We start from the raw sequence: 26,908 nt of genomic DNA on the forward strand, positions 1-26,908 counted from the left end.
CGGGACGGCGCCGGGGGTGACCTCCGGCGCGGTCCCTTCGGGTGACTGAAACGGCACCTCACGTAGGGGACCGGCCTCGGGCCGGTCCCCTACGTCGTTTCCGGAGACGTCACGACGCGTCAGGACGTCTCCGGGAGCGTCAGGGGCGTACGGAGCCGAGCAGTGCGGCGAAGGCTTGAGGGTCCGCGTCGAAGCCGTGACTGAGAGGGTGGTACGTCCACCCGTCGGCGTCGTGGCGTACGAACTCGACGACCGTCGCCGACAGCGCGTCAGGGACGTCCGCGAAGTCGTGGACCAGCAGGTCGTCGTAGCCCTCGCGGATCCGTATGCCCGTGTTCGCAATGTCGCCGAAGGCCCGCCGCCCGCCGCCCTGTTGTATGGCGACGCCCACCACCACGCGCGCGTAGCGCGGTGCCAGCCGGTCCAGTTCGAGGGTCATAGCCTCGTCGTAGCCGAATCCCTGCCCCGTACGGCTGTCCCGGTGGAGCGTGATGGTGCCGTCGGGGGAGCGACTGCCGAAGTGCACCAGCTGGTCCGGTGCTCCGGTCGGGTCGTCCGCCGTGAAGACGCCGGCGACGAGGTCCAGGTCGTGGGCGGGTGCCCCGGCCGGCGCGGGGTCCCACTTGAGCGCCACCTCGACCCGTCCGACCCCTTTGCTGAGTCCGCTCATGGTGCTTCCCCTCTCCGCGTACGCCCCCGCGCACGCCTCGCGTCGTACCGTCGACCCGCTCGAAAGCCCGTGGTCCTGGGCTGATCACTCATGGTGTCATGGGGCTCCGACAGTGGACCCGGGGGTTGAGGGGGAGAATCGCGTGTGGAGCGGTGACGAGCTGGATCTCGACGCATATCTGGCTCGAATCGGATACGAGCCCGGACGTGACGGAGAACTCACCCCTGATCTCCGGACGTTGACGGACCTTCACCGGGCGCACGTCGGAGCCGTTCCGTTCGAGAACCTCGACGTGGCCCTCGGACGGCCGGTTCCCCTGGACCTGAAGAGTCTCCAGGCCAAACTCGTCGAGCGCCGACGGGGCGGCTACTGCTACGAGCAGAACTCCCTGTTCGCGGCCGCCCTCGAACGGATCGGGTTCACGGTGTCCGCGCGAGGGGCCCGCAACCGGTCGCGGGGCACGTCGCTGCCGCCCGTCACGCACGCGCTGCTCGTCGTCACGATCGAGGGCGAACAGTGGCTCGCCGACGTCGGGTTCGGCTGGCAGGGGCCGCTGGAACCGGTACCCCTGCGGGACGGCGTCCGTGTCGAGCAGAGCGGCTGGACCTTCGGGATCGGTGTCGAGGGCGAGGGCGTTCATGTACTGCGTTCCCTACGGGCGGAGGGGTGGATCGATCTGTACGCGTTCGCCCCACAGAGCCTCTACCCGGGCGACTTCACCGTCATGAACCACTACAGCTCCAGCCATCCGCGGTCGCGCTTCCTCGGCCAGGTCGTGGCCCAGAAGCCAGGGGCCGACGCCCGCAGGGCACTGGTGCGCGAGACCCTCTCGATCGTTCGGGACGACGGCACCACCGAGGAACGGGTCGTGAAAGCAGGTGAGTTGACCGCCGTCCTGGCGGCCGATTTCGGGATTGAACTGGACGAAGCGGAGCGCGCGGGGCTGGAGCGACTGTATCCGGCGGACGCCTGACGGGGGCTCACGGGGTCTGCCGGGGCGGTCGTCCGCCCCGTACGATGGCGCGGTGCTGGTCAAGTGGATTCGCTGCACCGTGACGGACCGTCGAGGGTTCGAGCGGGGGCAGCGGAAATGGGCGGGGCTGCTCGGTGAGCCGGGATTCCGGGGCCAGGGCGGCGGGTGGAGCCGGGCTCGTCCGGACGTCGCCCATATCTTCGCGTTCTGGGAGAGCCGGGCGTTCTACGACTCGTTCATGGCGCGCTCGCACGACCGGCTCGCGGCAACGCAGGCGGGCACGTTCAAGGACGCCCAGGTCAAGCTGTTCGACCACCGCTTCGACGTGAAGACGGGGTTCGAGCCGCGGTTCACCGACGCCGACGTGGCACGGGTGGCGCACTGTCGTGTCCACGAGGACCGTGCCGAGCACTTCGCGCTCATGCAGGAGAAGGTGTGGAACCCGGCGATGGCCGGGTCCCCGGGCATGCTGCGGGGCCTGTTCGGAGAGGCGCCCGGCAGCGAGTTCCTGGTGCTGTCGATGTGGAAGTCCGCGGCGGAACACGGAAAGTACCGGGTGGAGCGCATCGAGCGGCTCGGCCTGCGGGCCCGTACCGCGGCGGACGTCGCGGCGCTCGCCGGCGACGTGGTGCAGCTCGAATCGGGCTGGACCGTCTGAGCCCTCCTACGCGGGGATGTAGGCGCCCGCGTCGATCCCCGCGCACGCCGCCCGCGCCGACTGGTCCGCGAGCGCGCCGTCGATCGGCTCGCGGGTGACGAACAGCCGTAGGAACAAGGGTGCCGAGACGGCCCGGACGACCGCGCCCGGGTCGGTGCCCCGAGGCGCCTCGCCGCGGTCCACGGCGCGGCTGACGACGCTCTCGCAGCGACGGAAACGCTCGGTGTAGAAGGCGCGGAGGGCCTCGGCGGCCCGTGGCGACTGGAACGCGGCGCCGACGAACGCGGTCGGTGCGGCGGCCCGGGCGGGATCGCCGAACGCGTCGACGACCTCGCGCGCGAGGGCGCGCAGATCCCCCGCGAGGCTGCCGGTGTCCGGTGGCGTCCAGGTGTCCTCGCCGGCCAGGTCGAGCGCGTCGGCGAGAAGTCCTTCGACGCTGCCCCAGCGGCGGTAGAGCGTCGTCTTGTGGACCCCGGAATGTTCCGCCACGTATTCCACGGTGAGTGCGGGGTAGCCGTGCTCCGACAGGCCGGTCAGGACGGCGTCGCACACGGCGGCCCGGGTGCGAGCGGTCCGCCCGCCGGGGCGGGTGCTGCCGGGGGCCGGGGCGGGGAGATTCTCGGACGAGTCATTCAACTGCTACTCCTGTTGCGTTAGGTGATCGAGTGTGCCACACTCGCGTTAATGCGATCCAGGTTGCGTTTAACCCTTTCTCTCTTCATGGAGGCGCCCTTGCCGACTCAGATCTCCCTGCACGACGTCGTCGTGACCCGCGGCGACCGACTTCTCCTCGACCAGGTCTCGCTCTCCGTGCGCCCCGGAGAGCGGATCGGGATCGTGGGGGAGAACGGCGCGGGCAAGTCGACCCTGCTGCGCCTCCTCGCCGGGGCGGAGCAGCCCGACGAGGGCAGAGTCGTCGCACTCGCCGAAGGCGGAGTGCGGATGCTCGCGCAGACCCCGGAGCTGCCGCCCGAGGCCACCGTCGGCGACGCCGTCGACATCGCGCTCACCGACATCCGCTCCATGGAGCGGCGGCTGCGCGCACTCGAAGCGGGACTCGACCGGGCGAGCGAGGCTGAACTCGCCGCCTACGGCGAACTCCTCACCGCCTACGAGTCGCGGGGCGGGTACGAGGCGGATGCCCGAGTCGACAAAGCGCTGTACGGACTCGGCCTCGCCAGGGCGGGCCGGGAGCGCCGGCTCGGCAGCCTCTCGGGCGGCGAGCAGGCCCGACTCGGCATCGCCTGCGCGATAGCGGCGGGCCCCGAGGTGCTTCTCCTCGACGAACCGACCAACCACCTCGACGGGTCCGCGCTCGACTGGCTGGAGGGGGCGCTCCTGGCGCACCGAGGCACCGTGGTGGCCGTCTCGCACGACCGGACCTTCCTGGAGCGGATCGCCACCGCGATCGTCGAGGTGGACGGTGACCGCCGGGCCCTCGTCCGGTACGGCGACGGGTATACCGGCTACCGCGCGGCGCGGGAAGCCGCCCGGCGGCGATGGGACGAGGCGTACGAGGAGTGGTGCGCGGAGGCGGAGCGCCTGGAGACGTACGCGGCGACCATGGCCCGCGGTGTCGCACCCGGAAGGGAGATGAAGGACAACAACAAGATGGCCTTCGACCGGGCCGCCGGGCGCGTCCAGGCCTCTGTCTCCGGGCGCGTCCGCAATGCCGGGGAGCGGTTGAGGAGACTCCGGGAGAAGCCCGTTCCCCAGCCGCCGCCACCCCTCTCCTTCACCGCCAGGCCCCTCGCCGGCGCCGCCGAGGGGGCGCTCGTCACCCTCGCCGGGGTGCGGGTCGCCGACCGACTCGCCGTTGAGACGCTCACCGTCGGAGCGGGGGAGCGGCTGCTCGTCCACGGAGGCAACGGCGCAGGGAAGTCCACGCTGCTCAAGGTCATCGCCGGGGCCGTCCGCCCCGACGCGGGAGACGTCCGGCGGACCGGACGCATCGGGTACCTGGCCCAGGACACGACCGTACGACGCCCGGAGGAACGGCTGCTCGCCTCGTTCGGGCGGGGGCTCGGCATACCCGAGGACGAGCAGGCCGAACTGCTCCTCTCATACGGACTGTTCCGGCCGGCCGACCTGAGCGTGCCGGTCGGCGGGCTCTCCGCAGGCCAGTTCCGTCGGCTGGCACTCGCCCGGATCCTGGCCAGGCCCGCCGATCTCCTGCTGCTCGACGAGCCGGGCAACCACCTGGCGCCGGGGCTCGTTGAGGAACTGGAAGAGGCCCTGGAACAGTGGAAGGGGGCCCTCGTGGTCGTCTCGCACGACCGTGCCCTGCGCCGCCGCTTCACCGGGCGGATACGCCGGATGGACTCCGGACGCCTCCTCGGCTGAGCCTGCCCGGGACCGGCGATCTAGGGTCTGGGTATGGCACGACCGCGGCGCATCGTCCTCGTACGGCACGGAGAGTCCGAGGGCAATGTCGATGACACGGTGTACGAACGGGAGCCCGACCACGCGCTGCGGCTCACCGGGACCGGCTGGGAGCAGGCGGAGGAGACGGGGGAGCGGCTGCGCGAACTCTTCGGGGACGAGACGGTCAGCGTCTACGTCTCGCCGTACCGTCGCACCCACGAGACGCTCCGGGCCTTCCGGTTGCCCGCCGATCAGGTGCGCGTACGCGAGGAACCGCGACTGCGGGAGCAGGACTGGGGCAACTGGCAGGAGCGGGAGGACGTGCGCCTGCAGAAGGCCTATCGGGACGCCTACGGGCACTTCTTCTATCGCTTCGCCCAGGGCGAGTCCGGGGCGGACGTCTACGACCGGGTCGGGGCGTTCCTGGAGAGCCTGTACCGCAGTTTCGAGGCGCCCGACCATCCGCCCAACGTCCTGCTCGTCACCCATGGGCTGACCATGCGCCTGTTCTGCATGCGCTGGTTCCACTGGACGGTCGCGGACTTCGAGTCGCTCTCGAACCCCGGCAACGCCGAGACCCGCGTCCTCCTGCTCGGTGAGGACGGGCGATACCGCCTGGACAGGCCGTTCGAACGCTGGCGTACCCCGGAACCGTACGGCCCCACCGGATAGAGTGGCAGACCGATGACCGCTGACTCCGCATTCGACCGGCGCTTCGACCGCGCCCTGGCCAGCCTGCGCGGGCTGTCCGTGGGAGACGCCCTGGGCTCCCAGTTCTTCGTCCCCGCCCACTATCCCCTGCTGAAGCGGCGCGAGCTGCCCGACGGCCCCTGGCAGTGGACCGACGACACCGAGATGGCCTGCTCCGTCCTCGCGGTCCTCGCCGCCCACCACCGGATCGACCAGGACGCCCTGGCCATGTCCTTCGCCCGGCACCACGACTTCGACCGGGGCTACGGCCCCGCGGTCAACCGCATGCTCCGGCTCATCCGGGAAGGCGGCGACTGGCGGGAGCTGGCCGCCGCGCTCTTCCAGGGCCAGGGTTCCTGGGGCAACGGCGCCGCCATGCGGATCGCCCCGCTCGGAGCCTGGTACGCGGACGACCCGGAGCAGGCGACGCACCAGGCCGAGATCTCCGCGTACACGACCCACCAGCACCGCGAGGCCGTGGTCGGCGCGATGGCGGTGGCAGCCGCCGCGGCTCTGGCCGCCGACCTCGCAGGACCGCCCACGCCCGAGGCGCTGCTCGACGGGGTCATCGCCCTCGTGCCCCGCAGTGCGGTGGGGGCGGGGCTGCGCCGGGCGCGCGACATGCTCGACTACGGCGACGCGGGCACGGTCGCCGCGGTCCTCGGCAGTGGCCGCCGGACCAGCGCACACGACACGGTGCCCTTCGCGCTCTGGTCGGCGGCGCGTGGCCTCGGCGACTACGAGCGGGTGTTCTGGACGACCGCGCAGGTCGGCGGTGACGTCGACACGACCTGTGCCATTGCCGGGGGCGTCGTGGCCTCCGCGACGAACGGCGCGCCGCCGGCGGACTGGCTGCGGCAGACCGAGGACCTTCCCGAGTGGGTTCCGGTCGAGGTGGCCTGAGGCGGCGCGGCGGCCCCCGGACCCGGTGAGGGGTTCGGGGGCCGTCGACGCCCTCTCGGGCGACCCGCTCTCGGGCCACCGGGTCCGGGACGGACGGCCGGCCCTCGGACCCTTCGTCCTCAGGCCACCGGTCCGCCGGCCTCGGCGCGACCGCTGAGTGCTTCCAGGTCGCTCTTGCGGACCCGGATCACCAGGGCGGCAGTGAGCAGCGCGATCACTACCATCGCGACGCCGGCCGTGAAGGCCGAGGAGATGCCGGAGGTGAGAACCTCGTGGCTCCAGGGCGCGGGCAGTTCCTTGGTCTTCAGGGCCTCGGCCTGCTGCTCGGGCGTGGAGTTCGCCAGGAAGTCCGGCAGCTGCTTCTCACCCTCCTCGCGGCTGGCGGTACCGAAGACCGTGACCAGGATGGACAGGCCGAGCGAACCGCCCACCTGCTGCGTGGCGTTGAGCAGGCCCGACGCGGCGCCCGCCTCGTGCTGGGCCACACCGGAGACGGCCGTGAGCGTGAGCGTCACGAAATTGAGGCCCATGCCGAAGCCGAACAGGACCATCGGGCCGAGGACGCCGCCCGCATAGGAGCTGTCTGACGAGATGAACGACAGCCAGAACAGGCCGGTGCCGGTGATCGCCGCACCGCTCACCATGAACGGCTTGGGCCCCAGGACCGGCAGCATCTTTTGCGCGAGTGCCGCGCCGGAGCCGATCGCCAGCGTGACGGGCAGGAACGCGAGCCCGGAGCGGATCGGTGTGTACCCCAGGACGCCCTGAACCCAGAGCACGATGAAGAAGAACATGCCGAACATGGCGGCCGCCAGGCTGAGCATGATCACGTACGTGCCCGAGCGGTTGCGGTCGGCGAACATCCGGAGCGGCGTGATCGGTTCCTTGGCACGCGACTCCACGAGCGCGAACGCCACGAGAAGGAGGGCCGCCGCGACGAAGGAGCCGATGGTCAGCTCGTCCTTCCAGCCGCTCTCGGACGCCCGGATGAACCCGTAGACCAGGGCGGCCATGCCGAGCGTCGAGGTGGCGGCGCCCACGATGTCGAACCGGCCCGGGTGGCGCTGGGACTCCGTGATGTAGCGCGGGGTGAGGAACGCGATCAGCAGGCCGATCGGAACGTTGACGAAGAAGACCCAACGCCAGTCGAGCCACTCCGTGAGCATGCCGCCGGCGAGCAGACCGACCGCGCCGCCACCGGCGGATACGGCGGCGAACACACCGAATGCCCGGTTGCGCTCGGGTCCTTCGGGGAACGTCGTCGTGATCAGCGCGAGCGAGGTGGGCGAGGCGATGGCGCCGCCCACCCCCTGGAGGGCCCGCGCCGCGAGCAACTGCCAGGGCTCCTGGGCGAAGCCTCCGAGGAGCGAGGCGAAGGTGAAGAGCAGGATGCCGGTCATGAACACCCGGCGGCGGCCCAGGATGTCCCCCGCACGTCCGCCGAGGAGCAGCAGGCCACCGAAGGTGAGCGTGTAGGCGCTGAGCACCCACGACAGGTCGGTGGTGGAGAAGGAGAGCGCGTCCTGGATGTGCGGCAGCGCGATGTTCACGATGGTGGCGTCGAGAACGACCATCAGCTGGCAGGTGGCGATGACGGCCAGGGCGATACCCGGTCGGCCTCCGGCGCGCGCTGGCCCGTCCTTGGTCTGTGTGTCCACCGGAGAAGTTGTCACTATGGATCCCCCACGGAAGAATTAGTGAACGCACCCGTTCACTGTCCATCACGGTAGTGAGTCCCCCACAGTGAACGCAACCGTTCACTGTGCACCGCCGACGACACGATTCGCCTCAACGGAGAGATCCTGATGGTTACTTCGCACTCCGCGGCCGCCGCCCGGCCGGCGGGGGTGTCGCTGCGACGCCGCGGACCCGTACTCGAGCGGGCCATCCTGGAGGCCGCGCTGGAACAGCTGAGCAGCGTCGGATGGAACGGTCTGACCATGGAGGGTGTCGCGGTCGGCGCGCAGACGGGTAAAGCCGCGGTGTACCGTCGCTGGCCGTCCAAGGAAGACCTCGTCGCGGACGCCCTCCGGGCCGGACTGCCGGCGCTGGGGAAGGCGCCGGACCTCGGCAGCGTGCGCGAGGACCTGTACGAACTGTGCCGCCGGGTCCGTGACGTCATGTACTCCAAGCCCGGCTTCGCGCTTCGCGCCGTACTTCACGAATGCGATGCAGAATCCGCTGAGCGGTTCCATGAGCTGATCGTCACCGGGGTGACCGAGCCCTCCGCCCGCCTCTTCAGGGATGTTGTAAAGCAAGGGGTGGCAAGGGGTGAGGTGCGGGCCGACGCCAATGACGACCTGGTCCTCGATGTCATCCCCGCCATGATGATGTACCGATCGAAAGTGTGCGCAAGCGAATGGTCGGACGGTGAGATCGCCGATCTGATCGACCGGATCATGGTGCCGCTGCTGCGCGCCTGACCCCGGCGGGACCGCCCCGAGACGCGGTCGCCGTACCCTCGGCGACCGCGCCGCGAAGGCCCCACGGGCGCCCGAGGGGAAACCGGGTACCGCACCCCGTGCCGAGCGGCGTAACCTGTCAGGCGCCATGCCGTACGAAGCACCCACCCACACCGTCGAGCGATCGCTCCGAGCCACCACCGGCGCCAGGATCGTCGCCGGAGTCGACGAGGTCGGACGCGGGGCGTGGGCCGGCCCGGTCACCGTGTGCGCGGCCGTCACCGGTCTCCGCAGGCCCCCCGAAGGCCTCACCGACTCCAAGCTGATCACCCCCAAGCGCCGTACCGCGCTCGCCGTGGAGCTGGAGCGCTGGGTCACGGCCTACGCGCTCGGCGACGCCTCTCCCCAGGAGATCGACGAGCTCGGCATGACCGCGGCCCTGAGGCTCGCGGCCGTCCGGGCTCTCGAAGGCCTCCCCGTACGGCCCGACGCCGTGATCCTCGACGGCAAGCACGACTACCTCGGCAGCCCCTGGCAGGTCCGTACGGTGATCAAGGGCGACCAGTCCTGCATCGCCGTGGCCGCCGCCTCCGTCATCGCGAAGGTCCGCAGGGACGCGGTCATGGCGGAGCTCGGGGCCGAGTCCGGGGGGTACGCGGCGTACGCGTTCGGTGCCAACGCGGGCTACCCTTCGCCGGTCCACAAAGCGGCGCTGGAAGAGCTGGGGCCCACCCCTCACCACCGTCTCTCCTGGTCGTACCTGGACGCGATGCCCAGGTGGAGCCACCTCAAAAAGGTCCGCCTCTCCGCGGAGGCGGCCGCGCTGGAGAGCGGGGGCCAACTCGGCTTCGACTTTTGAACTTCCGGTCGCCGGGGCCTGACCGAATGGCCCGCCACGCGACCGGGGCGCACATGTGTGCCCACCCGCCGGTGCTCCGCGCAGCGGCGTTTGATAGACACCCACCCATGCCTCTCATCCCCGAGGAGCCTCAGATTCACGAGAGCGCCCAGGGTCCCCGCGCCACCGCGTCGACCCCCCGTCCCGTACCCGGCCCGCGTTCCGCGGCCTCTCCCCGTCCCGGACGCCCCGTTCCCGGTCCGGCCAGGCCCGCAGCGCCGGCTCAGAGCCCGCATCCCGGTGCCGGGCCCACTCCGGAGAGCACCCCAGAAAATCGTTCCGACCAGCGGTCCACGCCGCAGCTCCAGCTGATCCCGGCCCCGGTCGACGGTGCGCTCGATGCCGCCGAAGAGGCCCTGGACCTGCTCCTGGAGAGCGGCCGGGCACCCGGCGAGGTCCTGGTCCTCACCACCGGCGACCCGCACCCCTGGACCACGCACGAGCTGTCCTTCGGCGAGGCCGCCTACTGGGCCCAGCAGGAGACCGGCGACGACGTGTTCTTCGCGCACGCCACCGCGCTGGAGCGGGCCGCCGCCCGGCCCGTGGTGATCGTCGCCCTCAACGGCGGCGACGACGAGACGGCCGCCAAGGCCCTGCCGTCGGCGAGGGCCCTCGCGGGTGCACTCCTCGTCGTCTGCGGTGACCCGCAGCGCGTCACGACGCTCCTCGGAGCAGGCGCGGGCGTCTGACCGACCGCCCCTCCGCCGGACCGGACCGGGTCCGGCGGGGGCCGACGTCGCCCCACGCGATCAGCGTGCGGCGGCCCGGCGCAGCGGCTCGGCCGCGCCGCTCGCGGTTCGCGGTGTGAGCCGACCGAGCTCCGCGGGCCCGTCACCGAGGGGCAGGGGAAGTGAGTCGGAGCTCGGACGCCGGCCACCTCGGCCCTCTCCGAGCACCTGCCAGCCCCCTCGGGTCAGCGTGATGTACGCCCCGCAGCGGAGTCCGTGCAGAGTGCAGGCATCCCGGAGCCCCCACATCCAGGCTCCGTCCTCCTCGGTCCAACGCTCGTCCCCCTCACGGCAGTACAGCAGGACCGCAGTCCTGACCGGCGCCCGTCTGCGGAGGTCGTGCGGTATGACCCGCCGCAGATGCGCGAGCAGCGCGTTGCGGAACTCCCAGCCGTCCGCCGGCGCGGGGCGACGGACGAACGAGGCGCTGGCGGTCAGTCGTTCCTCGTGGTCGAGGACCGCGAGGACCGCCATGGAAGGCGTGGGCGTGTGACGTGAGTGGAGGCCGCTGACGACCTCACGCGGATTGCGCAGCAGGGGAACCCCCGCAGCGGCCCATTCGGCCGGTTCGAGCATCCGAGCGAGGCGGCTGGCGGACTCGGACGAAGATCTGAGCGAGGTGGCTGTGGGCGGAGCGAATCCGAGGGTCACGGTCCTCCCTTCGGATACGCGCCCGCGAAGCGGGCAAGGTCGGGTGAGCGCGCACCACGGCACAGTCCTTCCGGACCGCTGGCGGGCCGTACGGGGCGGTTTCCCAATTCTTGCTGGCCCGTGCGTGGGCGGCAACGAGCAATTGAGGTCGCTGACGGGAATGCGTGGGTATGCCTCTCATATCCCTGCCCAGTTGCCCATTGTTCACTCCCCGTTTCCCCTCCTGTTTCACCCTTGGACGGCGAGCACCAGCGGAAACACCCCTTCCGCTCCGGCCCGGCGCAGCAGCCGTGCGGCCACCGCCAGGGTCCAGCCGCTGTCGGACAGGTCGTCGACGAGAAGCACCGGCCCCCCGGCCTCGGTCAACCGCCCGGCCAGCTCGGCGGAGACCGTCAGTGAGCGCTGCAGCCCCATCACCCGCTGGGCGCTGTTGGTCCGGGACAGCCGCACCTCCTCCGCCTCGGGCGCGTACTCCACCGCGCCGAGCAGGGGCATCCGGCCGATCTCGGAGATCCGCTCCCCGAGCGAACCCACCAGCCGCGGCCTGCGACGCGAGGCGACCGTGACCACACCGGCGGGTCTGGCCGGCGCGTCCGGCGCCCCGGAGGCCCAGCCGCCGGGCCCCTTGGCCCAGTCGGCGAGCACTGCCACGACCGCCTGCACGACATCGTCCGGAACGCGCCCGTCCGCCGCGCCGTCGGAAAGCAGCGGACGCAGCCGGTTGCCCCAGCCGATGTCCGAGAGCCGCCCCAGCGCCCGTCCGCCGAACGCCTGCTCACCGACCGGGATACGGCCCTTCAGATCGACCCCGACCGCGGCCAGCCCCGTCGGCCACATCTTCCGGGGCTCGACCTCCACACCCGGCCGGCCCAGCTCGCCCTTCGCGGCGTCGAGCGCGGCGTCGGACACCTTCGGATCGAATCGGCTGCCCGCGCAGTTGTCACAGCGACCGCACGGAGCGGCCTCCTCGTCGTCCAGCTGGCGCCGCAGGAATTCCATCCGGCAGCCCGTCGCCGCCGCGTAGTCGCGCATCGCCTGCTGCTCGGCGGCCCGCTGCCGCGCCACCCAGGCGTACCGCTCGGTGTCGTACGCCCAGGGCCGGCCGGTGCTCTCCCAGCCTCCCTTCACCCGTCGCACAGCGCCGTCCACGTCCAGGACCTTGAGCATCGTCTCCAGCCGTGTCCTGCGCAGCTCCACCAAGGGCTCCAGGGCGGGCAGGGACAACGGTCGCCCGGCCTGCGCGAGCACGTCGATGGTGCGGCGCACCTGCTCCTCCGGCGGGAAGGCGACCGAGGCGAAGTACCGCCAGATCGCCTCGTCCTCCTGACCGGGCAGGAGCAGCACCTCGGCGTGCTCGACCCCGCGTCCGGCCCGGCCGACCTGCTGGTAGTAGGCGATCGGGGACGACGGCGATCCGAGATGCACCACGAAGCCCAGGTCCGGCTTGTCGAAGCCCATGCCGAGAGCGGAGGTCGCCACGAGGGCCTTGACCCGGTTGGCCTGCAGGTCGTCCTCCGCCTGCTGCCGATCGGCGTTCTCCGTCCGGCCCGTGTACGAGGACACCGTGTGCCCGCACTGGCGCAGATAGGCCGTGACCTCGTCCGCCGCGGCGACCGTGAGCGTGTAGATGATGCCGGAACCCGGCAGCTCGCCGAGGTGATCGGCCAGCCAGGCCAGACGGTGGGCGGCGTCCGGCAGCCTGACCACGCCCAGACTCAGGCTCTCCCGGTCCAGCGCTCCCCGCAGCACGAGCGCGTCCGTGCCCGCCCCCGTACCGAGCTGTTCGGCCACATCGGCCGTCACCCGCGCGTTCGCCGTCGCCGTCGTCGCCAGCACCGGAACTCCGGACGGCAGATCGGCCAACATCGTGCGCAACCTGCGGTAGTCGGGCCGGAAGTCGTGCCCCCAGTCCGAGATGCAGTGCGCCTCGTCGACCACCAGCAGACCGGTCGCGGCGGCGAGGCGCGGAAGCACCTGGTCGCGGAAGTCGGGATTGTTGAGCCGCTCCGGGCTCACCAGCAGCACGTCCACCTCGCCGGCGGACACCTCCTCCTGGACCGTGTCCCACTCCTCCGTGTTCGACGAGTTGATCGTCCGGGCGCGGATGCCCGCCCGGGCCGCCGCCTCCACCTGGTTGCGCATGAGGGCGAGCAGCGGGGAGACGATCACGGTCGGGCCGCTGCCACGCTCGCGGAGCAGCGAGGTCGCGACGAAGTAGACCGCCGACTTGCCCCAGCCGGTCCGCTGCACCACCAGGGCCCGGCGATGGTCGGCGACCAGAGCCTCGATGGCCCGCCACTGGTCCTCGCGCAGTCTCGCCCTGCCCGTCGGGTCGGAGACGAGACGGGCAAGCACGGCGTCGGCGGCGGTCCGGAGCGCGGCACGGTCTTCGAGCGGATCTGCGTGGGTCATGCCTCCATGCAACCCGATGCCTCGGACATCGCGCGAACGAGGCACCGAACCTGTGGACAACTCGACGGTCGGACGGATGCCTCGTTCCGGGAGTTATCCACAGGGGTTTCGGAATTCGGGAGATCACGAGACCGTCCTGACCATGAACGCGAATCACCACGAAACCAGCGGACCTTCCCGTACCCAGCAGATCACCCTGCGCGGCCCGGCGGAACTCGCCGACGCCCTTCCGTTCGTGCTCGGCTTCCACCCCACCGACTCCGTCGTCCTGGTCGCCCTCCACGGCGAGCGCGGTCGCTTCGGCGGCCGGGTCAGGCTCGGCATTCCCCGCTCGCCGGGCGAATGGGAGTCCACCGCCGACCACCTCGCCGAATGTCTCGTCGAGGGAGACACAAGGAACGGCACCCGACCGGACGGCATCGTCGTCTTCCTCTGCCAGGACCCCGCACCCGGCGAGACGGGCAGCAGGGTCATGGAGCGCCTCCGCCCCTTCGCCCAGCGACTCCGCACCGCCTGCGGCGCCCTCGACATCCCCGTCTACGAGGCCCTCTGCATCTCCGACGGCCTCTACTTCTCCTACTGCTGCCCCGACTCCCGCTGCTGCCCGCCCGACGGCACGCCACTCGCGCTCAGCGGCACGTCGGTGATGGCGGCGGCCGCGACCTACGCCGGGGTCCAGGTGAGGGGCTCCCTCCGGGACATGGAGAACCGGTTCAAGCCGTCGCCAGGGCCCGGGGAGGAGCCGCAGCGCACGGCACTCGACGAGACCGCGGCCGCGATCGTCCCCCGGATCCTGGAGGACGCAGAAGGCAAGGGCCGGGAGGAGATCCGCGAGACGACGATCCGCCTCGCCCGCGAGATCCTCCGTCGGTTCGCCAACCCGAAGAACCGGACGGGTCCGACCGGGGCGAAGGACGCGCCGAGCCCGGCCGGACCGGTGACCGCCGGGAAGGCCGCCGGCGGCACGGCCGAGAGGGACAGGGCTGACGACGCCCTGATCGGCACCGACGAGGCGGCCGCGCTGATCCTCGGCCTCCAGGACCGCGTCACCCGGGACCGCGCCGCCGAATGGATGGAGGGCTGGGAAGGCACCGCCGCGCTGCGCCTCTGGCGGGTACTCGCCCGGCGCTGCGTCACCCCCTACCAGGAGCACGCCGCCGCCCCGCTCACCCTGGCCGGCTGGACCGCCTGGTCCACCGGTGACGAACCCACCGCCCGGGTCGCCCTCGGACTCGCCCTCGACGCCGACCCCGAGTACGTGTTCGCCCAGCTGCTCCACCAGGCGTGCAACGAAGGACTCGACCCGGAATCCCTCCGCTCCTGCCTGCGGACCGAACGGGACTCCCGGGCCGTCCCGGAAGAGGTCGCTCCGTCACCCACCCGACGCGTCCGGATGCGTACCGACCGCCCGCAGGGCACCGGGCAGGCCCTCAGGAAGCCGGGCCGCCAGACCGGCGGGGAGCGCCGGCCCACGGCCGGAGTGCGGCCCGGCGGGCCCGCCGCGGGGCGGCCGGGAAGCGGGGCCCCGAGGCCCGGTGGGCCGGGCGGGAGCAGGAGCGGACGGTGACGACCGTGACCAGGTCGCCCGCGAACGCGTTCAGCTCTCTGGCGGAGTCGTCCGAACCCTCCCGCCGACACCCCGCCGGCCGCCCGGTTCGCACAGAGAGCACCCCGTACCCGCCATGGCCCTCAGCCCCGCCCCGGCCCCCGGCCGCCCCACCGGTCATCTCCTCGGTTTCCCGCCCGGTCGTCCTTCGGGCCCCGGCGCCGCGCCGCCCCGCGCGGCGCCCCCGGCGGAACTTCCCTCGGTGCACAGCGCGCTCCTCTGCGTTGCCCTGCCCGCCCTCGCCGTCTGCGCCGAGCACGGCCAGCTCACCGGCGAGGGACCCGAAGGCGTGTACGCGGCGGGCAGAAGGCTTCTGTCCAGATGCCTCCTGCGGGTGGCGGGGCGTGAGCCGGTCGCCCTTCAGGGGCGTATGGCGACGGCGGACCGGGCGGTCTTCCTCGGAGTCCTCCGTGTCCCAGGAGAAACGGGTCCCGACCCCGGAATCACCGTCGAGCGCACCCGGAGCGCCGACGGAACCGAGCGGATCACCCTGCGGAGCGCCGCCGTCCGTCCCTTCCGGGTCCCCGTGGAAATCGCTCTGGGGACGGATCTCGCGGACCTGGGGGCTGTGGCGTCGGGCCGCCCCGGACCAGAACTGCCCGCGACCGTCCACGGAACCGGTCTGCGCTGGACCGGAGCCGACGGGCGATCCGTCGCCGTCACAGCGGACCCGCCGCCCATGGACGCCCTGGCGGCAGCCGGAGTCCTGCGCTGGGAGGCGGAACTGGCCCCCGGAGCCACGTTCACGATCCAGCTGCGGATACGAGGTGACTCGCCCGGCCGACCCGCCACCGCGGGGGCCGGCCCCGGAAGGCCCGGCGGGCACCTGCTCGCGGAAGCCCGCGCCGAGTGTGATGACCCGCGCCCTGGGGAACTGCTGCGGACGTCCGTCGAGGATCTGCGGGCCCTGCTCCAGCGCGACCCCGGGCACCCCGCCGACGTCCATCTCGCGGCGGGAGTCCCCTGGCGCTGCGGATCGGTCACCGCGGAGGCGCTCTGGGCCGCGCGGATGGCGCTCCCTCTGGGCACCCGGCTCGCCGCCACCACTCTGCGCGCCCTCGGCCGCACCCAACTCTCCGGTGACGGACCCGAGTCCGGACGCATCGCCGGCCCGCTCAGGGACGCGGGCCCGCTCCTCCCGCCCCGCTGTACGGGCATCGAGTCCACCCTTGCCTTTCCCACGGTGCTCGCCGAGGCCCGCCGCTGGGGGCTGCCGTCCGCGGACCTGGAGGAACTCCTGCCGGTGGCGGAACGCTGCCTCGGCTGGTTGCGCCGAGTGGAGGGGGGAAGCGGGCTCGTGCCGGACCCGGGACCCACCGGACCCTGGCGGGCCGAGACCCAGGCGCACGGGCACCGTGCGGCCCTCCTTGGCGCAGACCTGCTCGACGCCTGCGGCAGACCCGGCGGAGACGCGCTGCGTGAATCGGCGGGGAGACTGCGCGAGTGCTTCCGCCGCGAGTTCTGGCGCGGCGATCCGGCCGGGGGCCGCCCCGCCGTCGCCCGCTCACCCGACGGCAGGACCTGGCCCCAGCTGGGCGGTTGGGCCGCACACCTGCTGGACACCGGACTGCTCGGCGGCGGCCGGCACGCCCAGGGCCTCCTGGACGGGGCGGAGACCGGTCAGGTGGCGAGACTGCTGGGCACCCCTGCCCTCGACTCCGGCTGGGGCCTGCGCGGTCTCGGCACGAAGGAGCCGGGCTACAACCCCTTCGGCCACCGGGCCGGGGCGGTGCGGGTGCACGAGACGGCGGTCGCCGTGGCCGGACTCGCCGCCTCCGGCCACGAGAAGGAGGCCGCGGCCCTCCTGTCCGGGTTGCTCGACGCGGCGCAGACCTTCGGCCATCGACTGCCCGAGATGTACGCGGGGGAGCAGCGGACGGCGGGTGGACGGCCCGTGCCGCACCCGGCCGCGTGCAGGCCGGCGGCCGTCGCGGCCGCCGGAGCGGTGCACGCCCTGCTCGCCCTCGCCGGAATCCGGCCCGACGCGCCGGGCCGGTCAGTATCGACGCACCCGATGCGGTCGGCCCCGCTGGGAGCGATCAGGTTCTCGGGTCTCGTGGTCGCGGGCGAGCCGTTCGCCGTGCGGGTCGGCAGACTCGGTCTCGGTATGGTCGAGGAGGCCGCAGCGGGCCTTCAACTGGGGGTGTGACGGGATGCCGGGCGCAGACACGAGAGAAGCCTCGCGGCGCGGTGAGGAAGTGGTTGCCGATGCTTCCGCGGGGCGTGTTTATCGTCAGGAAGACGACTATGATCGCGGCATGCCTCCCTACGACCCGTCGGCCTTTCCGCCCTTCGCCGTCACCGTCGATCTGGTCGTGCTCACCGTGCGGCGCCATGCGCTCTGCACCTTGGTCGTACGTAGAGGGGAAGCGCCGTACCAGGGGCGCTGGGCGCTGCCCGGGGGCTTCGTGCGCGAGGAGGAGGACCTCGGCGCGGCGGCGGCGCGCGAGCTGGTCGAGGAGACCGGTCTCCGCGCCCATGACCCGGCCGCTCCCACTCCTGTACCGAGCAACGGCGCGCATCTCGAACAGCTCGCGACGTACGGGGCGCCCGACCGCGACCCGCGCATGCGGGTGGTGAGCGTCGCGCACCTCGCCCTCGCACCAGATCTTCCGGCGCCGAGAGCCGGTGGGGACGCGAACAGCGCCCGCTGGGCTCCCGTGGAGGAACTGCTCGGCGCAGACGCGCTCGCGGGGGCGGCCGGAGGCGGCGCAGGCACCCACACCGGAGCCGGCATCGGATCAGAGGCCGGGGGTGAAGTCGGGGCCGGGGCCGGAGTCGGCGGGGAAGGTCCGGACGCGCTGGCCTTCGACCACTCCCGGATCCTCGCCGACGGGGTGGAGCGGGCGCGCTCCAAGATCGAGTACTCCTCGCTCGCCACTGCCTTCTGCCCGCCGGAGTTCACGGTCGGAGAACTGCGACGCGTCTACGAGGCCGTCTGGGGCGTGGCCCTGGACCCGCGCAACTTCCACCGGAAGGTGACCGGCACGCCCGGCTTCCTCGTTCCGGCCGGTGGCACCACGACCCGTCAGGGCGGGCGCCCCGCCCAGCTCTTCCGGGCAGGTGGGGCCACCCTTCTCAACCCGCCGATGCTGCGCCCCGAAGTCTGACGGGCGATCGCATCCGGCACCCCCGGGTGGCAACCCTGCACCGAAAGCCCGAAATGTAGCGTTATCTTGCTGCGGTAGCGCCGCCCTGCCGCGGAGCGGTGTCCCCTACCGCGAGAGAAGCGATGCTCCAGGCAATCGGACTGACCAGCACCCCCCGCCGCGATCGCCCGCCCGCCGTGGACGATCTGACCTTCGAGGCCCGGCCGGGTGCCGTGACGGCTCTCCTCGGCTCCGCGGGCTCCGGCAAGACCACCGCCCTCCGGCTCATGCTCGAACTCGAGCCGGGCCGTGGGATCACGTACTTCCGGGGGCGGCCACTGCACCGCATCGCCCACCCCCCGCGCGAGGTCGGCGTGCTCCTCGGTGACATCCCCGGACATCCCTCCCGCACGCTCCGGGGGCAGCTCCGGATGCTCTGCGCCGCCACGGGAGTTCCCGCCTCGCGGGCCGAGGAACTGGTGCGGACCGTGGGCCTCACCGGCCTGGAGCGCCGACGGATCGGCACCCTCCCGATCGGCGCGGACCGTCGACTCGGCTTCGCCTCCGCCCTGTTGGGCGACCCCCACACCCTGCTGCTCGACGAGCCGGGCGCCGGCCTCTCCGTATCCGAGAGCGCGTGGCTGTACGAGCGCCTGCGCGCCCACGCGGCCGGAGGAGGGACGGTGCTCTACAGCACGGCGGACCCCAAGGACGCGGCCCGCAACGCCGACCGGGTCGTCACGATCGACGGCGGCCGGCTCCTCGCCGACCAGGACGTCACTGAGTTCGCCCGCACCCGGCTGCGCCCCCGTGTGGCCGTCCGGACCCCCCAGGCCGCGAGGCTCGCCGCCGCCGTGACCCAGGAGGCCAGGGCGGCCCGGCGCCCCGTGGAGGTCGTCGCGGAGGAGGGCAACCGGCTCTCCGTCTACGGGACCGACTGCGCGGCGGTCGGCGACACGGCGTTCCGCCACGGTGTGCCGATCCACCGGCTCACCGCCGAGACGGGTGACACGGGCCCTGGCCGGCCCGGTCCCGCCACGGCCGGCTCCGGAGCGCTCGCCCTCGACCCGCCCCATCCGGGCGCCGCCGCCCCGGTCGCCGGGCCGCCGGTGACGGAAACGAGGCGGTCGCCCGGGGAGGCCCCTGCCGCCGTGGCCCGCGACGCCTCTGAGGGGACGCCCCGCGCCCGGCGTCCGGCCCGCTCACCCTTGCGCCCGCTCCGGTACGAGCTGCACCGGCTCCTGGGCGTGCCGTCCACGCCGCTCGTCGTCGGCGTCGTCGTGCTCGCGTCCGTGGCGATCGCCCTGCTGCTCGGGCGGGGCGGTCGCGTCGCGCTGCCCGCCGTTCTGGCGGGCTGGCCGGCGATCTCCCCGCTGCCGCCCGCGGCTCTCGGGGCGGGGCTGCTCGGCGCCTTCTCCTTCGGCGAGGAGTACCGCTATCCCGCGCTCACCACGGGACGGGGGGCCGTGCCCCGACGGCCCGGCCTGCTGTTGGCCAAACTCATGGTGGCCGCAACCGTCGCGCTGGTGCTGGGGACACTCGTCGTGGTCGTCGATCTGGAGGCGCTGCGGTTGGTCTACGGACCCGAGTCGATCTCCGTACCGAAGAACTGGCCGACTCTTTGCGCGAGTTGGCTGGGACTCCTCGTCGGCTGCGCCTGGGCAGGGGTGCTCGGTGCGGGGGTGTTCCGTGCCGCGGCGGCCGGAGTGGCGGCGGTGCTCGCGGTGCCGGTCGCCTTCGTGCCATTGCTGCAGAAGGTGCTGTCGGGGCCGTCGGTGCGGTCGGCCGCCGGACTCCCGGCGCGGTTGCGCGAGTTCGCCGGGCCTCAGTGGTCCCCGGCCGCGGACCGTTGGCTGGCGGGGGTGCTACGGGTGCTCGGGCAGCCCGCGGGTGTGGCGCTTTCGCTCACGTTGACGGGGTTGTTCTGTGCCTATGTGTTCACGGGCCTCCGGCGTAAGGCCCGTTGGTGATCGAGCGTGGACCGAAACGTTCCGCTTCAAGGCCAACTCCCTTGGAAGTTGCGCAATATGTCTGATTAATCGTCAATTGTGTAGGGGGCGCCGATCACCCTTTCGTGTGCTTTTCACCAAAGACCTCAAGGGTCACGGGGGCAACGCCGACAAAGGATGCGTGAGTACCCTTGCGCACACCATGATGACCGCCGCCCGCTCCGTCGACTCCGGCCTCGGCGCCCCGGGCGATCTCGACCGCTACCCTTACGCCGAGGCGCCCGCCGCCGGCCGCGTGGGCCCGCCCTCCTGGGAGGGGGTGGACACGGACCTGGGCCGCGTCGGCCGCCGGAGCAACGGCAACCGGGGGCGCGGGCTGCACGGCCAGCTCGTCCAGCAGCTCGGCCAGATGATCGTCTCCGGGGACCTCGGCGCCGACCGCCCGCTCGTCCCCGAGGAGATCGGTCAGCGGTTCGAGGTCTCCCGCACCGTCGTGCGCGAGTCCCTGCGCGTCCTGGAGGCCAAGGGTCTCGTCAGCGCCCGTCCGAACGTCGGCACCCGGGTCAGGCCCGTCAGCGACTGGAACCTGCTCGACCCGGACATCATCGAGTGGCGCGCCTTCGGCCCGCAGCGCGACGACCAGCGCCGCGAGCTCAACGAGCTGCGCTGGACGATCGAGCCCCTGGCCGCCCGCCTCGCCGCCGGACACGGCCGTGAGGACGTCCAGCAGCGCCTCTCCGACATGGTCGAGATCATGGGCCACGCCTTCGCGCAGGGGGACGGGATCACCTTCTCCAGGGCCGACGCGGAGTTCCACTCCCTGCTCATCCAGCTCGCCGGGAACCGGATGCTGGAGCACCTCTCCGGGATCGTCGCCGCCGCGCTCCAGGTCTCCGGCGGTCCCGTCACGGGCTGCGACCGGCCGAGCGAGGCCTCCCTCTCGCACCATGCGCGGATCGTGGACGCGCTCGCCGCGGGGGACGCCCACGGAGCGGAGTCGGCCATGCGTCAGCTGCTCACGGTCCACCCCGAGGTGGAGCGCGTCGTTCCCGCCCCCCGCGAACACTGACGCGCGGACCGTGGCCGGGAGTGCGCAGGCGGGGCATCGCGCGCCGCCGGGTCCGAGCGGCACCCGGGGAACCCTGAGGGTTTCCCCGGGTGGCGCCAGGATTCCGGCGGCGAGAATGTACGCTGATCTACTCCTCTGCATCGTTTTGTCGCACATGGGGTGTGACTCGGGCCACGAAGATTGGGCGTAACACTCCTCCGAGCCATGCGATGACGTAAGAGGTGATGGTCGAGGAAGGAATACAGCAGCCGATGGAGGCGCTGTGCAGTTCCCCGGTCCAGCCCGCGCCGTCGGCACATTCCCCGTCGACGGTCGTCGGCTCCAGCCCCATCCAGGGCGGGGCCGGAAGCCGTTTCCATCGTTCCGAGAGGTTGTTCGTGTCGGCCAGCACATCCCGTACGCTCCCGCCGGAGATCGCCGAGTCCGAGTCTGTGATGGCGCTCATCGAGCGGGGAAAGGCTGATGGGCAGATCGCCGGCGATGACGTGCGTCGGGCCTTCGAGGCTGACCAGATTCCGCCAACCCAGTGGAAGAATGTTCTGCGCAGCCTCAATCAGATCCTCGAGGAAGAGGGTGTGACGCTGATGGTCAGTGCAGCGGAGTCGCCGAAGCGCGCCCGCAAGAGCGTCGCAGCGAAGAGCCCGGTCAAGCGCACCGCCACCAAGACCGTTACTGCCAGGACGACCGTGACGAAGACCACCGTCTCGGCCGCAACGGCCGGCGCGGCCGAGGGCGAAGACCCGGCCGACGAGGCCGGTTCGCCCGCCAAGAAGGCGGCCGCGAAGAAGACCGTCGCCAAGAAGACGGCGGCCAAGAAGACCGTCGCCAAGAAGACGGCGGCCAAGAAGACCGCGTCCAAGAAGGACGCCGACGAACTTGCCGAGGGCGAAGAGCTCCTTGAGGACGTCGCGCCCGGCAAGGGCGAGGAGGAGGAGACCGAGGGCGAGAGCAAGGGCTTCGTCCTGTCCGACGAGGACGAGGACGACGCTCCGGCGCAGCAGGTCGCCGTCGCCGGTGCCACCGCCGACCCGGTCAAGGACTACCTGAAGCAGATCGGCAAGGTCCCGCTCCTCAACGCCGAGCAGGAGGTCGAGCTCGCCAAGCGCATCGAGGCCGGCCTGTTCGCCGAGGACAAGCTCGCGAACTCGGACAAGCTCGCTCCGAAGCTCAAGCGCGAGCTGGAGATCATCGCCGAGGACGGCCGCCGCGCCAAGAACCACCTCCTGGAGGCCAACCTCCGTCTGGTGGTCTCCCTGGCCAAGCGCTACACCGGCCGCGGCATGCTCTTCCTGGACCTGATCCAGGAGGGCAACCTCGGTCTGATCCGCGCCGTCGAGAAGTTCGACTACACCAAGGGCTACAAGTTCTCCACGTACGCCACCTGGTGGATCCGTCAGGCGATCACCCGCGCCATGGCCGACCAGGCCCGCACCATCCGTATCCCGGTGCACATGGTCGAGGTCATCAACAAGCTCGCGCGCGTGCAGCGTCAGATGCTCCAGGACCTGGGCCGTGAGCCCACCCCGGAGGAGCTGGCCAAGGAGCTCGACATGACCCCTGAGAAGGTCATCGAGGTCCAGAAGTACGGCCGTGAGCCGATCTCCCTCCACACCCCGCTGGGTGAGGACGGCGACAGCGAGTTCGGCGACCTGATCGAGGACTCCGAGGCGGTCGTCCCGGCCGACGCGGTGAGCTTCACGCTCCTCCAGGAGCAGCTGCACTCCGTCCTCGACACGCTCTCGGAGCGTGAGGCGGGCGTCGTCTCGATGCGCTTCGGCCTCACCGACGGCCAGCCGAAGACGCTGGACGAGATCGGCAAGGTCTACGGCGTGACGCGTGAGCGGATCCGTCAGATCGAGTCGAAGACGATGTCGAAGCTGCGTCACCCGTCGCGTTCGCAGGTGCTGCGCGACTACCTCGACTGATCCGCACGCCTCACTGACGCGAGGCGCGGGAGAGCTACGCGGAAGGGCCCGGTTCCCCGAGGGGGAGCCGGGCCCTCCGGCTGTGCGCGGGTGCACGGGGGCGGCGCGTGCTGGACTCTGGGTGAACCGACATCACCGGAGAGTCAGGAGGCTCCATGCGTGGTTCCCTCACCCGAGCATTGACGGGTGCCCTGGGTCTGATCGCAGCAGCGGCGGGGCAGCTGGCCACCGCCGCCCCCGTGGCCGCGGACAGCGTCGTGGTGGGCGGCCGCCAGGTCCAGATCTCGGACGCGCCGTGGGTCGTGGCGCTGTCCAGTCGTGACCGGTTCGGTGGTACGCGCGCGGGGCAGTTCTGCGGGGGCGTGGTCGTCGCCCCGACCAAGGTGCTCACGGCGGCCCACTGTCTGGGCCGTGAGGCGCTCGGAGGTGAGCCCTGGGAGGTGCGTGACTTCGTCGTCATCGCGGGCCGCACGGCACTGCGTGGGCAGGGCGGGCAGGAGGTGCGGATCTCGGACACCTGGGTGAACCCCGACTACGACCCGACGAGCAACTCGGGGGATCTCGCGGTGCTGACCCTGGTGAGCGCGCTGCCGCAGTCGTACGTGATCGGCGTCGCCCGTGCGGGAGACGCGGCGGAGACGCCGGGGACCGAGGCGGACGTCTACGGCTGGGGCGACACGACCGGCAACGGGGCCTATGCCTCCGCGCTCCGGACGGCACGGGTGCAGGTGCTGCCGGACACGGCGTGCCAGCGGGCGTACCCGGGTGGCCTCGGCGTCGCGTACCGGAACGACACGATGGTCTGCGCGGGCGACCCGCAGGGCGGCAAGGACGCGTGCCAGGGGGACAGCGGAGGCCCGCTGGTGGCCAAGGGGCTTCTCGTGGGCCTGGTGTCCTGGGGCAGCGGCTGCGGACAGGCGGAGAACCCGGGCGTCTACACGCGCGTATCGGCGGTGCTGCCGGCCCGCTTCTGACGGGTCCGGAGTCCCGGTCCTCGCGGAGGGTACGAGAACGGGCGGCCACCCCCCTGGGAATGCGGAGGTGGCCGCCCGCCGTCCGGTCTCAGTGGCCGGATCTGGGCTCGTCGTGGATGCGAGGCGTCAGTGCTCGTCGCCCACAGTGCGCGCCGGCACGTCCGTCAGCCGGTCCGTCTCATCCTGTATCTCAACGGCGATCTTCTTGAGTTCCGGCTCGAACTTGCGGCCGTGGTGGGCGCAGAAGAGCAAGTCACCTCCGCTGGTCAGGACGACACGCAGGTATGCCTGGGCGCCGCAGCGGTCGCAGCGGTCAGCGGCCGTCAGGGGGCTCGCGGGGGTCAGAACAGTAGTCACGTCGCCTCTTCTCTAGCTCGACGAGCTGTCGTACCAGGGTCAACATCCAACCAGGCCGAAAACGTTCCCGCTCGCGGCTTTTCCTTGAAACTTCTTCCTAGGTGGCTGTTTGCTGCCGGTTGGCGGCGAATGAGCCGTATTGCGTCGCTCTACGGATTTCGCGTTGCTTGTGTCGGTTAGCCCTCCCGGCGTGGTTGCCGGTTGTTGATGAGGACGTGCCCGGAGCCTAAATGGTTCATGCCTGGAAGGGAACGTGATGTTCGCGTCACCCCATCGAGGGATCGAACATCCATGCGACCCTGGACTAGCATGAGGAAACGGGGAGGGTGGCGTTACAACGGCTCTACCAGGCATCGGTACCCTCTGACCCGTGACCGACGCCGGGCCTTACCCCATCGGGCCCGATTTCAAATTCAGCGAGGAGCGAACCGCGTGACCGCCGAAACGTCCGTGCCGTCCAGTGCAGTGCTGACCGCAGACCGTGACGGTTCCAACTACACCGCGCGGCACCTGCTCGTACTCGAAGGGCTCGAAGCGGTCCGCAAGCGCCCCGGCATGTACATCGGGTCCACCGACAGCCGCGGTCTGATGCACTGCATCTGGGAGATCATCGACAACTCCGTCGACGAGGCCCTGGGTGGCTACTGCGACCACATCGATGTCATCCTCCACGACGACGGCTCCGTCGAGGTCCGGGACAACGGCCGGGGCATCCCGGTCGACGTCGAGCCGAAGACCGGACTCTCCGGCGTCGAGGTCGTCATGACCAAGCTGCACGCCGGCGGCAAGTTCGGCGGCGGGTCGTACGCGGCCTCCGGCGGTCTGCACGGCGTCGGCGCCTCGGTGGTCAACGCCCTGTCGGCCCGCCTCGACGTCGAGGTCGACCGGAACAGCGCCACGCACACGATCAGCTTCCGCCGTGGTGTCCCGGGCATCTTCACGGAGCAGGGCCCCGACAGCCCCTTCGACCCGGGCAACGGCCTCCTCAAGGGCAAGCGCGTCCCCAAGACGCGTACCGGCACGCGCGTCCGCTACTGGGCGGACCGGCAGATCTTCCTCAAGGACGCCAAGCTGTCGCTGGAGACGCTGCACCAGCGTGCCCGGCAGACCGCCTTCCTCGTGCCCGGCCTCACCATCGTCGTCCGCGACGAGCGGGACCTCGCGGAGATCGGCAAGAGCGAGGAGACCTTCCGCTTCGACGGCGGCATCAGCGAGTTCTGTGAGTACCTCGCACAGGACAAGGCCGTCTGCGACATCCAGCGGCTCACCGGGCAGGGCACCTTCAAGGAGACCGTCCCCGTCCTCGACGAGCGCGGTCACATGACCCCGACCGAGGTCACGCGTGAGCTCGCCGTCGACGTCGCCCTGCGATGGGGCACCGGTTACGACGCCACGGTCAAGTCCTTCGTCAACATCATCGCCACCCCCAAGGGCGGCACCCACGTCTCGGGTTTCGAGCAGGCCATCACCAAGACGGTGAACGAAGTGCTGCGCTCGGCCAAGATGCTGCGCGTCGCCGAGGACGACATCGTCAAGGACGACGCCCTGGAGGGGCTCACGGCGGTCGTGACCGTCCGCCTCGCCGAGCCCCAGTTCGAGGGCCAGACCAAGGAGGTCCTCGGCACGTCCGCCGCCCGGCGGATCGTGGCGAACGTGGTCGCCAAGGAACTCAAGGCCTTCCTCACCTCGACCAAGCGGGACGCCAAGGCGCAGGCCCGCGCCGTGCTGGACAAGGCCGTCGCCGCCGCCCGCACCCGGATCGCGGCGCGCCAGCACAAGGAGGCGCAGCGCCGGAAGACCGCACTCGAGTCCTCCTCGCTGCCGGCCAAGCTGGCCGACTGCCGCAGCGACGACGTGGAGCGCAGCGAGCTCTTCATCGTCGAGGGGGACTCCGCTCTCGGTACGGCCAAGCTGGCCAGGAACAGCGAGTTCCAGGCCCTGCTGCCGATCCGCGGCAAGATCCTCAACGTTCAGAAGTCGTCCGTCTCGGACATGCTCAAGAACGCCGAGTGCGGCGCGATCATCCAGGTCATAGGAGCGGGCTCGGGCCGCACCTTCGACATCGACGCGGCCCGCTACGGGAAGATCGTCCTCCTGGTCGACGCCGACGTCGACGGCGCGCACATCCGCTGCCTGCTGCTGACGCTCTTCCAGCGCTACATGCGGCCCATGGTCGAGGCCGGCCGGGTCTTCGCCGCCGTGCCCCCGCTGCACCGGATCGAGCTCGTCCAGCCCAAGAAGGGCCAGGACAAGTACATCTACACCTACTCGGACAACGAGCTGCGGCAGACCCTGCTGGAGTTCCAGCGCAAGGGCGTCCGCTACAAGGACTCCATCCAGCGGTACAAGGGTCTGGGCGAGATGGACGCCGACCAGCTGGCGGAGACGACGATGGACCCGCGCCACCGCACCCTGCGCCGGATCAACATCGGGGACCTGGACGCGGCGGAGCAGGTCTTCGACCTCCTCATGGGCAATGACGTGGCGCCCCGCAAGGAGTTCATCACCGGCTCGGCGGCGACCCTCGACCGCTCGCGCATCGACGCCTGAGGCTCTCCACCCGTGGGTGGAGCCGGACGCTCCACCCACG

22 protein-coding genes are annotated in these 26,908 nt (G+C 71.6%); 16 read left to right on the forward strand and 6 right to left on the reverse strand.

Translation table 11 applies throughout. The annotated features are described in order from the left end of the window. Positions 1-139: 139 nt before the first annotated feature. Entirely contained in the window at positions 140-670 is a 531-nt protein-coding gene (locus tag V4Y03_RS25845) for a TerD family protein (RefSeq protein ID WP_317873547.1), read from the reverse strand. Between the two features lie 238 nt (positions 671-908). Here V4Y03_RS25845 and V4Y03_RS25850 point away from each other — a divergent pair, with 238 nt between their 5' ends. Together V4Y03_RS25850 and V4Y03_RS25855 are read left to right on the forward strand one after the other, a co-directional pair. Further along, positions 909-1,643 (forward strand): arylamine N-acetyltransferase family protein, encoded by a 735-nt coding sequence (locus V4Y03_RS25850; protein WP_332436427.1) that lies wholly within the window; start codon positions 909-911, stop codon positions 1,641-1,643. A gap of 52 nt (positions 1,644-1,695) precedes the next feature. Then, on the forward strand, positions 1,696-2,301 hold the full coding sequence (locus V4Y03_RS25855; RefSeq protein WP_332436428.1) for a YdbC family protein: 606 nt from the start codon (positions 1,696-1,698) through the stop codon (positions 2,299-2,301). A gap of 6 nt (positions 2,302-2,307) precedes the next feature. On the opposite strand, the gene V4Y03_RS25860 is transcribed toward V4Y03_RS25855, so the two are convergent. Next, entirely contained in the window at positions 2,308-2,937 is a 630-nt protein-coding gene (locus V4Y03_RS25860; protein WP_332436429.1) for a TetR/AcrR family transcriptional regulator, read from the reverse strand. A gap of 96 nt (positions 2,938-3,033) precedes the next feature. Between V4Y03_RS25860 and abc-f the strand changes: the two genes are divergently transcribed. Genes abc-f through V4Y03_RS25875 form a run of 3 tightly spaced genes read left to right on the forward strand, consistent with a single transcriptional unit; the run spans position 3,034 to position 6,258 of the window. Beyond that, entirely contained in the window at positions 3,034-4,644 is a 1,611-nt protein-coding gene (gene abc-f / locus V4Y03_RS25865) for a ribosomal protection-like ABC-F family protein (RefSeq protein WP_443079824.1), read from the forward strand. 33 nt (positions 4,645-4,677) lie between these two features. Further along, on the forward strand, positions 4,678-5,337 hold the full coding sequence (locus V4Y03_RS25870) for a histidine phosphatase family protein (RefSeq protein ID WP_317873552.1): 660 nt from the start codon (positions 4,678-4,680) through the stop codon (positions 5,335-5,337). A 12-nt stretch (positions 5,338-5,349) separates the two neighbouring features. Beyond that, on the forward strand, positions 5,350-6,258 hold the full coding sequence (locus V4Y03_RS25875) for an ADP-ribosylglycohydrolase family protein (protein ID WP_332436431.1): 909 nt from the start codon (positions 5,350-5,352) through the stop codon (positions 6,256-6,258). Positions 6,259-6,377: 119 nt separating this feature from the next. On the opposite strand, the gene V4Y03_RS25880 is transcribed toward V4Y03_RS25875, so the two are convergent. Next, positions 6,378-7,931, reverse strand: coding sequence for an MFS transporter (locus V4Y03_RS25880; RefSeq protein ID WP_332436432.1), 1,554 nt, complete (start codon positions 7,929-7,931; stop codon positions 6,378-6,380). Positions 7,932-8,063: 132 nt separating this feature from the next. On the opposite strand from V4Y03_RS25880, the gene V4Y03_RS25885 reads away from it, so the two are divergent. From V4Y03_RS25885 to V4Y03_RS25895, 3 genes are all read left to right on the forward strand, one after another. Further along, complete coding sequence (locus tag V4Y03_RS25885; protein WP_332436433.1) at positions 8,064-8,681, forward strand: TetR/AcrR family transcriptional regulator; 618 nt, start codon at positions 8,064-8,066, stop codon at positions 8,679-8,681. A gap of 127 nt (positions 8,682-8,808) precedes the next feature. Beyond that, a complete protein-coding gene (locus tag V4Y03_RS25890) occupies positions 8,809-9,519 on the forward strand; it encodes a ribonuclease HII (protein ID WP_317873556.1) in 711 nt (236 codons plus the stop codon). Positions 9,520-9,626: 107 nt separating this feature from the next. Then, the gene (locus tag V4Y03_RS25895; RefSeq protein ID WP_332436434.1) at positions 9,627-10,247 is read left to right on the forward strand and encodes a hypothetical protein; all 621 of its coding nucleotides are present in this window, start codon (positions 9,627-9,629) and stop codon (positions 10,245-10,247) included. 60 nt (positions 10,248-10,307) lie between these two features. On the opposite strand, the gene V4Y03_RS25900 is transcribed toward V4Y03_RS25895, so the two are convergent. After that, entirely contained in the window at positions 10,308-10,937 is a 630-nt protein-coding gene (locus tag V4Y03_RS25900) for a hypothetical protein (protein WP_317873558.1), read from the reverse strand. 228 nt (positions 10,938-11,165) lie between these two features. Continuing rightward, the gene (locus V4Y03_RS25905) at positions 11,166-13,349 is read right to left on the reverse strand and encodes a RecQ family ATP-dependent DNA helicase (protein WP_332436435.1); all 2,184 of its coding nucleotides are present in this window, start codon (positions 13,347-13,349) and stop codon (positions 11,166-11,168) included. Positions 13,350-13,491: 142 nt separating this feature from the next. Here V4Y03_RS25905 and V4Y03_RS25910 point away from each other — a divergent pair, with 142 nt between their 5' ends. From V4Y03_RS25910 to V4Y03_RS25940, 7 genes are all read left to right on the forward strand, one after another. Next, positions 13,492-14,916 (forward strand): DUF4192 domain-containing protein, encoded by a 1,425-nt coding sequence (locus tag V4Y03_RS25910; RefSeq protein ID WP_332436436.1) that lies wholly within the window; start codon positions 13,492-13,494, stop codon positions 14,914-14,916. 115 nt (positions 14,917-15,031) lie between these two features. After that, complete coding sequence (locus V4Y03_RS25915; protein ID WP_332436437.1) at positions 15,032-17,104, forward strand: glycogen debranching N-terminal domain-containing protein; 2,073 nt, start codon at positions 15,032-15,034, stop codon at positions 17,102-17,104. Between the two features lie 109 nt (positions 17,105-17,213). Further along, on the forward strand, positions 17,214-18,065 hold the full coding sequence (locus tag V4Y03_RS25920; RefSeq protein WP_332436438.1) for an NUDIX hydrolase: 852 nt from the start codon (positions 17,214-17,216) through the stop codon (positions 18,063-18,065). A gap of 122 nt (positions 18,066-18,187) precedes the next feature. Beyond that, positions 18,188-20,014: an ATP-binding cassette domain-containing protein gene (locus V4Y03_RS25925; protein WP_332436439.1), complete on the forward strand. Its 1,827-nt coding sequence runs from the start codon at positions 18,188-18,190 to the stop codon at positions 20,012-20,014. Between the two features lie 160 nt (positions 20,015-20,174). Beyond that, on the forward strand, positions 20,175-21,062 hold the full coding sequence (locus V4Y03_RS25930; protein WP_317875825.1) for a FadR/GntR family transcriptional regulator: 888 nt from the start codon (positions 20,175-20,177) through the stop codon (positions 21,060-21,062). A gap of 377 nt (positions 21,063-21,439) precedes the next feature. Next, on the forward strand, positions 21,440-22,987 hold the full coding sequence (locus V4Y03_RS25935) for an RNA polymerase sigma factor (protein WP_332436440.1): 1,548 nt from the start codon (positions 21,440-21,442) through the stop codon (positions 22,985-22,987). A 155-nt stretch (positions 22,988-23,142) separates the two neighbouring features. Continuing rightward, positions 23,143-23,961: a S1 family serine peptidase gene (locus V4Y03_RS25940; protein ID WP_332436441.1), complete on the forward strand. Its 819-nt coding sequence runs from the start codon at positions 23,143-23,145 to the stop codon at positions 23,959-23,961. A gap of 126 nt (positions 23,962-24,087) precedes the next feature. Here V4Y03_RS25940 and V4Y03_RS25945 read toward each other — a convergent pair whose 3' ends face one another. After that, on the reverse strand, positions 24,088-24,318 hold the full coding sequence (locus V4Y03_RS25945; protein ID WP_030211728.1) for a DUF7455 domain-containing protein: 231 nt from the start codon (positions 24,316-24,318) through the stop codon (positions 24,088-24,090). 432 nt (positions 24,319-24,750) lie between these two features. Here V4Y03_RS25945 and V4Y03_RS25950 point away from each other — a divergent pair, with 432 nt between their 5' ends. Next, positions 24,751-26,868 (forward strand): DNA gyrase/topoisomerase IV subunit B, encoded by a 2,118-nt coding sequence (locus V4Y03_RS25950; RefSeq protein ID WP_332436442.1) that lies wholly within the window; start codon positions 24,751-24,753, stop codon positions 26,866-26,868. Positions 26,869-26,908 lie beyond the last annotated feature (40 nt).

The sequence above is a fragment of the Streptomyces sp. P9-A4 genome, from assembly GCF_036634195.1.
Lineage (GTDB): Bacteria > Actinomycetota > Actinomycetes > Streptomycetales > Streptomycetaceae > Streptomyces.